The 12,041-nt window shown below is 67.5% G+C and carries 12 protein-coding genes; 9 read left to right on the top strand and 3 right to left on the bottom strand.

Annotation, left to right across the window (positions count from 1 at the left end; all coding sequences use genetic code 11):
- Nucleotides 1-7 precede the first annotated feature (7 nt).
- Nucleotides 8-1,678, bottom strand: a complete 1,671-nt coding sequence (gene hutU, locus BLT40_RS17300; protein ID WP_090355202.1) for a urocanate hydratase — start codon at nucleotides 1,676-1,678, stop codon at nucleotides 8-10.
- 83 nt (nucleotides 1,679-1,761) lie between these two features.
- The gene (locus BLT40_RS17305; protein WP_090355206.1) at nucleotides 1,762-2,190 is read right to left on the bottom strand and encodes a hypothetical protein; all 429 of its coding nucleotides are present in this window, start codon (nucleotides 2,188-2,190) and stop codon (nucleotides 1,762-1,764) included.
- Between the two features lie 54 nt (nucleotides 2,191-2,244).
- Between BLT40_RS17305 and BLT40_RS17310 the strand changes: the two genes are divergently transcribed.
- The 9 genes from BLT40_RS17310 to BLT40_RS17350 all read left to right on the top strand — a co-directional run bounded on the left by BLT40_RS17310 (nucleotide 2,245) and on the right by BLT40_RS17350 (nucleotide 11,433).
- Nucleotides 2,245-3,498, top strand: coding sequence for an alkaline phosphatase family protein (locus BLT40_RS17310; protein WP_090355209.1), 1,254 nt, complete (start codon nucleotides 2,245-2,247; stop codon nucleotides 3,496-3,498).
- A gap of 36 nt (nucleotides 3,499-3,534) precedes the next feature.
- Nucleotides 3,535-3,927 (top strand): putative signal transducing protein, encoded by a 393-nt coding sequence (locus BLT40_RS17315; RefSeq protein WP_036115141.1) that lies wholly within the window; start codon nucleotides 3,535-3,537, stop codon nucleotides 3,925-3,927.
- A complete protein-coding gene (locus BLT40_RS17320) occupies nucleotides 3,928-4,641 on the top strand; it encodes a biliverdin-producing heme oxygenase (RefSeq protein WP_090355212.1) in 714 nt (237 codons plus the stop codon). It begins immediately after the preceding gene.
- Nucleotides 4,634-6,520 carry a PAS domain-containing sensor histidine kinase gene (locus tag BLT40_RS17325; protein ID WP_090355215.1) on the top strand — a complete coding sequence of 629 codons (1,887 nt, stop codon included), beginning with the start codon at nucleotides 4,634-4,636 and terminating at the stop codon, nucleotides 6,518-6,520. The genes BLT40_RS17320 and BLT40_RS17325 overlap by 8 nt, the downstream gene beginning before the upstream one ends.
- A 12-nt stretch (nucleotides 6,521-6,532) precedes the next feature.
- The gene (locus tag BLT40_RS17330) at nucleotides 6,533-7,234 is read left to right on the top strand and encodes an arginyltransferase (RefSeq protein WP_036115146.1); all 702 of its coding nucleotides are present in this window, start codon (nucleotides 6,533-6,535) and stop codon (nucleotides 7,232-7,234) included.
- Nucleotides 7,235-7,251: 17 nt separating this feature from the next.
- Nucleotides 7,252-8,274, top strand: a complete 1,023-nt coding sequence (locus BLT40_RS17335) for a 3',5'-cyclic-nucleotide phosphodiesterase (protein WP_090355220.1) — start codon at nucleotides 7,252-7,254, stop codon at nucleotides 8,272-8,274.
- Nucleotides 8,275-8,362: 88 nt separating this feature from the next.
- Nucleotides 8,363-9,157: a cobalamin-binding protein gene (locus BLT40_RS17340; protein WP_090355223.1), complete on the top strand. Its 795-nt coding sequence runs from the start codon at nucleotides 8,363-8,365 to the stop codon at nucleotides 9,155-9,157.
- Between the two features lie 87 nt (nucleotides 9,158-9,244).
- The gene (locus tag BLT40_RS17345) at nucleotides 9,245-10,810 is read left to right on the top strand and encodes a sensor histidine kinase (RefSeq protein WP_143025910.1); all 1,566 of its coding nucleotides are present in this window, start codon (nucleotides 9,245-9,247) and stop codon (nucleotides 10,808-10,810) included.
- Nucleotides 10,780-11,433 carry a response regulator gene (locus BLT40_RS17350; RefSeq protein WP_090355330.1) on the top strand — a complete coding sequence of 218 codons (654 nt, stop codon included), beginning with the start codon at nucleotides 10,780-10,782 and terminating at the stop codon, nucleotides 11,431-11,433. The genes BLT40_RS17345 and BLT40_RS17350 overlap by 31 nt, the downstream gene beginning before the upstream one ends.
- 1 nt (nucleotide 11,434) lies before the next feature.
- On the opposite strand, the gene pdxH is transcribed toward BLT40_RS17350, so the two are convergent.
- Entirely contained in the window at nucleotides 11,435-12,022 is a 588-nt protein-coding gene (pdxH, locus tag BLT40_RS17355) for a pyridoxamine 5'-phosphate oxidase (protein ID WP_079520789.1), read from the bottom strand.
- Nucleotides 12,023-12,041: the final 19 nt, after the last annotated feature.

The following is a 12,041-nucleotide window of genomic DNA, read 5'->3' on the forward strand; positions in this document are numbered from 1 at the left end:
ACATGGGTCAGATCATGGGCAGGTTCAGACCCTGCTCCTTCGCGCAGGCCACGGCATCCTCGTAGCCCGCATCGGCGTGACGCATCACGCCGGTGCCGGGGTCGTTCCACAGCACGCGGGCCAGCCGCTTGTCCGCCGCCTCGCTGCCGTCGGCCACGATCACCACGCCGCTGTGCTGGCTGTAACCCATGCCGACACCGCCGCCGTGGTGCAGGCTGACCCAGGTCGCCCCGCCCGCCACGTTGAGCATCGCGTTGAGCAACGGCCAGTCGCTGACCGCGTCGCTGCCGTCGCGCATGGCTTCGGTTTCCCGGTTCGGGCTGGCGACCGAGCCGGAATCGAGATGGTCGCGGCCGATCACGATGGGCGCCTTCAGTTCGCCGTTGCGCACCATCTCGTTGAAGGCGAGCGCCAGCCGGTGCCGCTGCCCCAGACCCACCCAGCAGATACGCGCCGGCAGGCCCTGGAAGCTGATCCGCTCGCGCGCCATGTCCAGCCAGCGGTGCAGATGCGGATCGTCGGGAATCAGCTCCTTCACCTTGGCGTCGGTCTTGTAGATGTCTTCCGGATCGCCTGACAGCGCGACCCAGCGGAACGGCCCGACGCCGCGACAGAACAGCGGTCGCACGAAGGCGGGCACGAAGCCGGGGAACGCGAACGCCTCGCTCAGCCCCTCGTCCTTGGCCATCTGACGGATATTGTTGCCGTAGTCGAAGGTCGGCACACCCTGCCGATGGAAGGCGAGCATGGCCTCGACATGACGGCGCATGGAGGCCTTGGCGGCATGGGCGGTGCCAGTCGGATCGGCCTTGCGGCGCTCGAACCATTCCTCGACGGTCCAGCCGGACGGCAGGTAGCCGTTGACGGGGTCGTGGGCGCTGGTCTGGTCGGTGACGGCATCGGGACGGACGCCCCGGCGCACGAGCTCCGGCAACACGTCGGCCGCGTTGCCTAGCAACGCCACGGACACGGCGCGGCCTTCCTTCGCGTAGCGATCCAGCCGCGCGAGCGCGTCGTCCAGGTCGCTGGCCTGCTCGTCCACGTAGCGCGTCTTCAGGCGGAAATCGATGCGGCTCTGCTGGCATTCGATGGTCAGCGACGAGGCGCCGGCCAGCGAGGCGGCGAGCGGCTGGGCGCCGCCCATGCCGCCGAGGCCCGCCGTCAGAATCCAGCGACCGGCCAGCGATCCGCCGTAATGCTGACGCCCCATCTCGACGAACGTCTCGTAGGTACCCTGCACGATGCCCTGCGAGCCGATGTAGATCCATGAGCCGGCGGTCATCTGGCCGTACATCATGAGGCCCTTGCGGTCGAGCTCGTTGAAGTGCTCCCAATCGGCCCACGCCGGCACCAGATTGGAATTGGCAAGCAGCACGCGGGGAGCATCGGGGTGCGACGGAAACACACCGACCGGCTTACCCGACTGAATCAGCAGGGTTTCGTCGTCGCGAAGTTCGCGCAGGCTGCGCAGGATGGCGTCGAAGCATTCCCAGTTACGCGCGGCACGACCGATACCGCCGTAGACCACCAGTTCCGCCGGGTTTTCCGCCACCTCGGGATCGAGATTGTTCTGCAGCATGCGAAAAGGCGCTTCCGTCAGCCAGCTGCGGCAGGTCAGTTCGGTGCCGCGCGGAGCGCGGACGGTACGGGTGGTGTCGATGCGCGTGACAGCCGTCATCGGGATGCTCCGGAGCTCGGGAATTCCGGATTATGGCCGCGCCGCGCCGCCACCCGCCAGCGGCGGCGCAGCAAAGGCGGCGATTACTGGCCGCTGGTGGACGGTCGCGACGGGGCGACGGCGCCGCGGTTGGAGGGCGTGGTCTCGTACTGGCGCGCGGCCGAATCCTGCTGCGCGCGGTTCAGTTGCTGCTGGCTGCGCTGTGCGTTGTCCAGCTGATTGCGCATGGCCGGGTCGGTCGTATTGGTCCGCTGGATCGCCGTGTTGTTCTGCTGCAGCTGCTGGCGCACATTGCTCTGGTTCTGCGCGTTCTGCAGCTGCTGACGATCGACCTGGCGCTGGAACTGCGCCGTCTGCGACGGCGTGGACACCACCGCGCGGGGACGCGGTGTCGCAGCCGGAGCGGCCGCGGCGGGCCGGGCGGGCTGGGCGGGCGGGGTTTGCGCGACCGCAAGCGCGGGCACGGCGACGAACAGCACCGACAGCAAGATGTTGCGTGATGAATTGGTCATGAGAGTCCGCCATGATGGTGGGTATTGATTAGCTCAGAGCCTACGTTTTCCGTCATGAACGTCACGTTTTCCCGCCTCGCCGCGATCTTCACACTGATCGCCACGCTGGCCGTCACCGCTTGCGCCACGCGTCCGGTTACCGCTCCCGCCCATCCCCCCGTCCTGCTGGTCTCCATCGACGCCTTCCGCCCCGACTATCTGGACCGCGGACTGACCCCGAACCTAATCGCCATGGCGAAGGACGGCGCCCGTGCGCCTTACATGCTGCCGTCGTTTCCGTCCCTGACCTTCCCCAACCACTACACGCTGGTGACGGGACGCGTGCCGGACCACCACGGCATCGTCAACAACACGATGAGCGATCCGGCGCTGGGCAGCTTCAGCCTGGCCAACCGCGCGGCGACGAGCGACGGCCGCTGGTGGGCCGATGCCGAACCGATCTGGGTGACGGCGCAGAAGCAGGGTCTGCATACGGCGACGATGTTCTGGCCAGGTACCGAGGCCGCGATTCACGGCGTGCGCCCGGACCATTGGATTCCCTTCGACGATTCGCTCACCTCACGCGCCCGTGTCGACAAGCTGCTCTCATGGATCGACGAGGCGGGTCCGAAGCCGGTGTTCGACACGCTGTACTTCGACGCGGTGGATCACGCGGGGCATGAGTTCGGGCCGGATTCGCCGGAGGTGAACGCCGCACTGCGCGAGGTGGACGACGCGATGGGCTACCTGATTGCGCAGCTGCGCCAGCGCGGGCTCTACGACCGGATGAACCTGATCGTGCTGTCCGACCACGGCATGGCCGACGTGCCGAGGGGCAACATCGTCTTCGCCGACCAGGAGACCGACCTCGACGCGCTCGACGCGGTGTCGTTCGGTGTCATGGCCACCTTCAACCCGAAGCCGGATCGTGACTCGACCGCCGCCGTAGCACGGCTGCTCGGTCCGCACGAGCACATGCATTGCTATCGGAAGGAAGACCTGCCGGCGCGGCTGAACTACGGCACCCACCGCCGCGTACCGGCGCTGCTGTGCCTCGCCGACACCGGCTGGGCGATCACCAGCCACGAGCAGCTGGCGAAGCGGAACGGGCCGATGTCGCGCGGCGAGCACGGTTACGACAATCTCGACCCGACCATGCGCGCGCTGTTCGTCGCCCACGGTCCGTCGATCGGCCATGGCGTCACCATCGCGCCGTTCCCTAACGTCGACGTCTACCCGCTGCTCGCCCACCTGATCGGCATCGAACCGCTGCCGAACGACGGGCACCTGAAGGATGTCGAGGGCGTGCTGGCGACACCGGCTCACTGAACGGCGGACGGGGCGGCAATCCCGTAGAATCGGGCCATGCGCCAGATCTATACCTCCCCCCGCCCCGAAAACATCGACCGGATCGTCGCGTTGCTCGCCGAGCACGCGATCGAGACGACCGTCACCAACCGTTCGACCTGGAATCGCCCGACCTACCAGCGCTTCAGCTATTCGCAGCGCCAGTCCGACCGCGATACCTGGCCGCAGGTGTGGGTAAAGAGCGCCGACGATTTTCCGCAGGCCCGCGCCTTGCTGAAGGACATCGGCATCGAACCGGTCGTGCGTTTCCAGGAGGAACTCCAGCTGCACCGCACGCCCGACCGCCGTCCGGTCGCGCAGCGCACCGCGTCCCGCGTGCGCCTGATGGTGCTGACCATCGTCGCCGGGGTGATGCTGGTGGTATTCCTCAAGGCCACCCAGGTCCTCTGAGTGGACGACATCGTGGCGCCGCGCCCCGCCCATCTACTGCTGCGCGAGGAAACCCGCGAAGCGCACGAGGACACCGAAGCCTCGGGCGGCATTCGCCGGCTGATGGACGGTGAGCTGGACGTGGCGGGGTATGAGGCGTTGCTGCGTGCGCAGCTGGCGTTGTTCGAGGAGTGGGAGGCGGATCGTGCCGGGTGGCTGGCTGCCGACGTGCCTCGGGCGGGTTGGAGCTATGTGTCGCGGGCGTCGTTGCTGCGGGGCGATCTGGCTGTCGCGAGCGGGGCTCGCTCCTACACGAGCCGCCCCGTCGAAGGCCACGCCCCCCCTGTAGGAGCGAGCCCCGCTCGCGATGCCCCTGCCCCTGCCCCTGCCCCCGTAGGAGCGAGCCCCGCTCGCGATGCTCTTGTCTCCGTAGGAGCCAGCCCTTCCGGCGATTCGACCCACGACTCCGCGACCTGCTGGGGCGAACTCTACGTCATCGAAGGCTCCGCCCTCGGCGGCCGCCTGATCGTCCGCCGCCTGCGCGAGCTCTACCCGGGCCGCGACCACCGGTTCTACGCCATCGGCGAGGAAGCTCCCTCGGCCTGGCGCCGTTTCCAGCACATCCTCGACACCCAGCTGCATGACGACGCCTCGCGTCGCGCCGCCGTTGACGGTGCGCGACGCATGTTCGCCCGCTTTCGACAGACCCTGATGGAGCCTGCCGCGCATGTCTGACCTGCCCGACCTCAACGCCTGCGACCGCGAGCCGATCCACATCCCCGGCTCGATCCAGCCCCATGGGGTATTGATCGTGGCAGACGCGGCGACGCGGACGATCCTGCAGATCAGCGAAAACGCGGCCGACGTGCTCGGCCTCGACCTCGACGCCGTGCTGGACGCGCCGCTCCACGAAGTGATCGGCCTCCCCGACGACCTGTTCATCGACGATGAGCGGCCTGCGCACAGCTCCTGGGTCCCGGTGGTGTTCCCGCACGACGTGGACAAGTCGGGCTGGTATGCCACCGTGCATGCCTACGACACACGCTGGATGATCGAGATCGAGCCGCGCGAAGACTACTTCGAGGACGATCCGCTCCGCGTCGCCTACGACCTCACGCACAAGCTGGAAATCGACGGCAACGTCCAGCGCGCGGCGACGCGTGTCGCGCGCACCATCCGTGGCCTGCTCGGCTACGACCGCGTCATGGTCTACCGCTTCGATCACGACTGGCACGGCGAAGTCGTCGCGGAGTCGCGCAAGGACGAGCTGGAGCCCTATCTGGGACTGCACTATCCCGCCACCGACATTCCGGTGCAGGCGCGCGCGCTGTACCTGCGTAACCGGGTCCGCCAGATCAGCGACTGCAAGTACATCCCGTCGCGCATTCTCCCGCCCTACGATCCGCAGACGTCCGAAGCGACCGACCTCAGCGATGTCTCACTGCGCAGCGTGTCGCCGGTGCATCTGGAATACCTCGGCAACATGGGCGTCACCGCCACACTGGTGGCCTCGATCATCGCGAACGGCCGCCTCTGGGGCCTGATCGCCTGCCATCACTACAGTCCGTTCTTCTGCGACCACCGCATGCGTCAGGTGGCCGATTCCGTCGCGCGCGCGTTCGCCACGCGCGTCGCCGCGATCGAGGAGATGGACAAGATCGAGGTCGAGAGCACCCTGCTCACGGTTCGCGAAAAGCTGATCACCGCGTTCAACGAAAGCGATCGTATCGATCCCGAACTGCTGGCGACGCTCGCACCGGAATTGCTCGAAGTCGTCGACGCCGATGGCGTGGCGATCTTCGCCGGCAACCACGTCATCCGCCATGGCCATCTGCCCGACGAAGCCGCGCTGCTGCGAATCCGCGACGTCGTCGGCACCTCCGATACACCGAGGATCGCCGACAGCATCACCGGCGTGCTCAATACCGATGAGATCGGCAAACACTACCCCGAACTGGCCGGACCCGAATTCGCGGGTCTCGCGGCGGGCGTGATCTTCATGCCGCTGCAGGCCGACTCGCATAACGCGGTGGTCTGGACGCGCGCGGAGCAGGTGCGCAACGTACGCTGGGCGGGCAACCCCTCGCTGGCCAAGCTCGAGGTCATCCCCGGCGCGCGCCTGTCGCCCCGGCAAAGTTTTTCGTCGTGGCAGGAAACCGTGCGCGGTCGCTCGCGGCCGTGGTCGCGCCAGCACCTCGACTCCGCCCGCGGCCTGCGCGTGCTGATCGAGATGATGGAGCGCAAGCATTACCAGCAGAGCTTCGCGCTGATGCGCGCGTCGCTCTCCCGCCTGCCCGACGCCATCGTCATCACCGACGCGAGCCATGCCGACTGGCGCCAGTGCCAGATCGTCTTCGTCAACGACGCCTTCGTCCGCGCCACCGGGCATCGCGTCGAGAGCCTGGCGGGCCTGCATATCGGCAGCATTCTGGTGGGCGATGACGCCATGTTCGCCCGTCGCGCGGGTACGCTGGACGCCGCCGAAGCCGCGCGCATCGATGTCGCCCTGCGCAAGGCCGACGGCGGCGTGCTGCAGGGCCGCCTGGAACTCGAACCGGTCACCGATGCCACCGGCACCATCACGCACTGGATGTCCGTCCACCACCGGGCGTAATAAGATCGGTCCATGACCGATCGAGTCCGCCTGTTTCAGACATTGCCGCATTCCTGCGGTTATTTCGCCGAGCGGACGGCACAGAATCTGGTGGTCGATCCCGGCGCGCCGCATCTGGACAAGCTCTACGGGCCCGCGCTGGCCAAGGGCTTTCGCCGCGCCGGCGGGCACCTTTACCTGCCGCAGTGCGCCGCCTGCCAGGCCTGCGTGCCCTGCCGCATCGACGCCGATCGGTTCACGCCGGACCGCACCCAGCGCCGTTGCGCCTCGCGTAACGCCGATATCAGCGTGACCGAGACGCTGCCGGGCTTCACCAGCGAACGCCACGAACTCTACGAGCGCTATCTTCGCGCGCGACACCCTGGCGGCGGCATGGACACGGCGGATGCGGAGGATTTCCAGCGCTTTCTCGCCGCGCCCTGGAGCCCGACCGTGTTTCTGGAAATGCGCCAAGGCGAACGTCTGCTCGGCGTCGCGGTGACCGACATCGCGCTGGCCGGTGTCTCGGCCGTCTATACGTTTTTCGATCCGGATGAATCGGCGCGAAGCCTGGGCACCTTCGGCATCCTGCAGCAGGTCGCGCTCGCAAAGCGCCGCGGCATTCCGTACGTGTACCTCGGGTTCTGGATCGCCGGGCATCCCAAGATGGATTACAAGCGGCGCTTCCATCCGCTGGAAATCCGCAAGCATGGGCGCTGGATCGAGACGCCCTGAGCGGCGATCATGCGTGCATGACATCCCTGCCCCTGATCCGCGCGGCGTGCTTCGCCCTCGCCTTCGCCTTAGCCGACGCAGCCACGGCATCGCCTCCTTCTCCGACCGACATCGCGCCCTCGTTCGAGCTGGTCGCGCTCGGCGTCGAAGGCGGCATCCGCACCGACAACCTCTCGGCGTACCTGCTCAAGGCCATCGGTGACGACAGGTACCTCGGCCTCGACGCCGGAACGCTGGTCTCGGGTATCCAGGTCGCCCTGGCGCATGGCGCGCTACCGGAGGCCGATGGCAGCGATCTCGCGGCGGCCGGCCGCGTGTTGCGCACCGGCGTCGCGGGCTATTTCGTCAGCCATGCGCATCTGGACCATGTGGCCGGCCTCGTCATCGCATCGCCCGACGATCGCGGCAGCAAGCCGCTGTACGGGCTCGCCTCGACCACCGAACGCCTCAGCGCAGATTACTTCAACTGGGACGCCTGGCCCAACCTGGCCAACACCGGCAAGGCACCCGCCCTCGGCCGATATACGCTCACCGCCGAACCGCCCGGTCGCTGGTTCGAGGTCGCCGGTACCTCGATGCAGGCGGCCATCTATCCGCTGTGGCACGACAGCGCCGTGTCGTCGATGATCCTGCTGCGGCATGGCGATGCGTATTACGCGTACTTCGGCGATACCGGCCCGGACGCGCTTTCGAAAGGGCAGCATCGGCTTGCCGACATCTGGCAGGTGCTGGCGCCACTGGTGCGCGGGCATCGGCTGAAAGGACTGCAGATTGAGGTGTCGTCGCCCGGCGACGTACCCGACGCGCAGCTGTTCGGACACATGACGCCCGCCTGGCTTCATCGCGAGCTGGCCGCCCTGGCTACGCAGGCGGGCGACCCGCATGCTTTGCGCGGGCTTCCCGTCATCGTCGACCACATCAAACCCAGCCTGGAACCGGGGCGCGACCCACGCGCCCTGATCGCCCGCGAGCTGTCCGAAGGCGACACCACGGGTGTCCGCTATGTCGTCATCGGCCAGGGCGACCGGGTAAAGCTTTGACGCAGGCTGCCGATCTGTGAAAAGCCCCGCGTTGGCTCCCGGCTCCACGAGCGACGACAATCGGGGTCTGTCCCGCACCGGAACCGCCATGGGCCCGCGCCGCATCGTCTGCCTCACCGAGGAACCCACCGAAACGCTTTACCGTCTCGGTGAGCAGGACCGTATTGTCGGGATCAGCGGTTTTACCGTGCGCCCGCCGGAAGCGCGCCGCGACAAACCGAAGGTCAGCGCGTTCACCAGCGCCAAGGTCGACCGGATCCTGGCACTGCAGCCCGACCTCGCCATCGGCTTCTCCGATATCCAGGCGGACATCGCCCAGGCGCTGATCAAGGCCGGCGTCGAGGTCTGGATTTCCAACCACCGCAGTGTGGAAGGCATCCTCGATTACATCCGCCGACTCGGCGCGCTCGTCGGTGCGGCCACCCGCGCAAACCAGCTCGCCGACGAGCTCGAGCGCGGTCTCGACGCCACGCGCGAAGCCTCCGCGCGTCTGCCACGACGGCCGCGGGTGTATTTCGAGGAATGGGACGAGCCCTTTATTTCAGGCATTCGGTGGGTCTCCGAGCTGGTGACGCTGGCCGGCGGGGACGACGTGCTTCCACATCGCGCCGTGCAGCCGCTGGCGAAGGACCGGATCATCGGCGACGCGCAGGAGATCGTCTCGACGGCACCGGAGATCATCATCGGCTCGTGGTGCGGCAAGCGCTTCCGCCCCGAACACGTCGCCGCACGCGCGGGATGGGAGAACGTCCCGGCGATCCGTGACGGCGAACTCCACGAGGTGAAATCGCCGCTGATCCTGCAGCCGGGTCCGGCGGCACTGACCGACGGCCTGGCCGAACTGCGCCGGATCATCCACGGCTGGAGCGACCGGCATGCCTGACGCGCCCATGCCAAGCTGGTATCGTCGCGGCGCGCCGGGCCCTGGCCCGGCTCCGTGGACGTATCGGGAGGGCCTGTGCCGCAGAGCATGAAACGCGCGACGGGCAGCACCGCCCTGTGGTGCAGCGGTGTCCTTGTCGGCACGGCGGGCGCGCAGCTCCTGTCGGCCGCGCTCTGGAGTGAGCAGGGCGGCACGCACATCGTCTGGTTCCCGGGCGCCGTGCTGCTGGGTGCCCTGCTCGCCTCGCCGCTGTGTCGCTGGCCGTGGCTGACGGCATCGGCGCTGGCCGGGCTGATCGGCGCCTGCGTCGGCCTGTTTCACCTGCCCGTGCTCGATACCGCCATGGTACTGATCGCGGCGACGGCGCTCGTCCCTCCGACGGCCTGGCTGCTGTTGCAGGTGCGGGGTGGCTCGCCGCTGCTGCAGGACTTCGGCAAGCTGATGGCCTTCGGCGCGATCGTCATTGTGGCCCTGCCGGCCGGGGCCGCCACCCTGATCGGACTGGTCGCCCCGTATACCACCTTCCCCGGCTACATCCTCAGCGACTGGCCCAACGTCGCGCTGGCCCATTCGCTGGGCTACGTGTTGTACATCCCCGCCTGGATCAGCGTGCGCAGTTCCGACGCCGCGGTGCGTCATTCGGGGCCTGTATCGGTTCTCTTCCTGATCGGGATGGCCGCCTCGATCGCTCTCCTCGGTACCGTCTGGTACACCTTCGGCGACCGGCCGGGCCTGCTGCCGCTGCTTTGTCTGGCGCCGGCGCCGATCCTCACGGCGGCCTGCCTGCGTGCCCAGATGGCCGGCAGCGCCGCGGCGATGTTCGTCATCGTGGTGATGGCCGCCCATATGAGCGTCGACCGGCACGGCCCTTTCGTCTCGGACAGCCTGCAAAGCACGACGCTCGGCGTACAGCTGTGGACGCTCGGCGCCACCGTGTGCGCCCTCGTCGTCAGCGCGATCGTGGAGCAGCGCCACGCCAGCCAGCGCGCTCTCGACCTCGCGCGGATCGACATGCGCGAGCTGGCCGGCCATCTCATCGCCACCCAGGAGCAGGAGCGCGCGCGCCTGGCACGCGACATTCACGACGATATCAATCAACGACTTGCAGCGACATCCATCGGCCTGAGCGCCTTGCGCCGCCGCCTTCCGCAGCCCGCCTCCACCGACGTGGGCACCTTGCAGACCCAGGTGATCGAGCTGTCGGAGGACCTCCGGCTGATGTCGCACCAGCTTCATCCGGGCTGGCTGAGCCATGCCGGACTGCGGGAAGCGCTGCAGGCGTTATGCGCCTCGCCGCGGCACGCCGGCGAACCCGATGTAAGCTTGTCGGTGCCTCCCGAGGTTGGCGCACTATCCGGCGAGGTCGCTCTGTGTTTCTATCGGGTCGCCCAGGAAGCCCTGCGGAACGCGCTGCGTCATGCCGAGGCCTCCCGCGTCGACATCGCGGTGGCGGTTTCGGACAGCCAGGCGGTATTGAGGATCGCGGACGACGGTCAGGGTTTCGACCCGGACGATCTTCGGTTTCACCCCTCCGGCATCGGTCTCATCAGCATGAGTGAACGGGCGAAGCTGCTCGGTGGCAGCTTCGACCTCCGCAGTGCGCCAGGCAAAGGAGTCGAACTATGCATACGCATACCGTTGAAAGACCACTGAACCACGATGGGCCGCCGCGCATCGTCTTCGCGGACGACCATCGCATGGTCGCCCAGGGTATCGAGCGTCTGCTGGAGGACACCTACGATCTGGTCGCCCTGGTCGAGGACGGTGGAACGCTGATGGAAGCGATCGCCCGCGAGGCGCCCGACCTCGTGTTGTCCGACGTGAACATGCCACGCGGCAACGGGCTTGAAGTGCTCAAGGCGCTGCGCGCACGCGGCGACAATACGCCGTTCGTCTTCCTCACCATGCATGCCGAGCCGGCGCTCGCCGCGATGGCGATGAAGGCCGGCGCCAACGGCTACGTGCTGAAGATGGCCGCGGGCGAAGAACTGTTGCTGGCCCTGCGCGAAGTGCTGGCGGGAAGCACGTATGTCACGCCTTCGCTCGGCGTGCACTCCACCAGCCGGCCACCGAACGAGTTGCGCGAACTCACGCCCAAACAGCGCGAAGTGCTGCGTCTGGTCGGAACGGGCCTGCGCTCGCGGCAGATCGCCGAACAGCTGGGTCTGTCGGCACGAACGGTCGAGGCGCACAAATACATGATCATGCAGATCCTCGGCGTACACAGCACGGTGGAACTCGTGCGTCGCGCCGAAGACCTGGGTTTGCTGCTCTAACTCAGGGGTACAACATGCGCGTGGACCAACGCGCGTCGTCTTCGTCATGCACGATGCGCTCGTGCAGACGGAAGGTGGCCCCGTACCAGAACTCCACGCGGTCGGGCTTCACCAGATAGCCACCCCAGTGCGGCGGGCGCGGAACGTCACGCCCGGCAAACTCCTGCTCGAAATGCGCGACGCGCTCCTCGAAGGTGTGGCGGTCCGGAAGCGTCTGGCTCTGCTTCGACGCCCACGCACCGATCTGGCTGCCACGCGGACGGCTGGCGAAATAAGCGTCCGATTCCGCGTCGTCGAGCCGTTGCACACGGCCTTCGAAACGCACCTGCACACCCTCGCGGATCTGTTTCCAGTGGAAGCACAGCGCGACCTGCGGATGCTCGGCGATCTCGCGGCCCTTCGCGCTCTCGCGGTTGGTGTGAAAACGCAGGCCGTGCTCATCGATGCCCTTGAGCAGCACGATGCGCGAATGCACCCGGCCACTGGCATCGGACGTGGCGAGATTCATCGCCGTCGGCTCGCGATCGCCGCTGGCTTTCGCCTCGTCGAGCAGGCCGCGGAAGGTATCGAGGATGTCGGAAGTCAGCATAGTGTCCGGATGCTAGCAC

The organism is Dyella sp. 333MFSha (genome assembly GCF_900102405.1).
Lineage (GTDB): Bacteria > Pseudomonadota > Gammaproteobacteria > Xanthomonadales > Rhodanobacteraceae > Luteibacter > Luteibacter mycovicinus.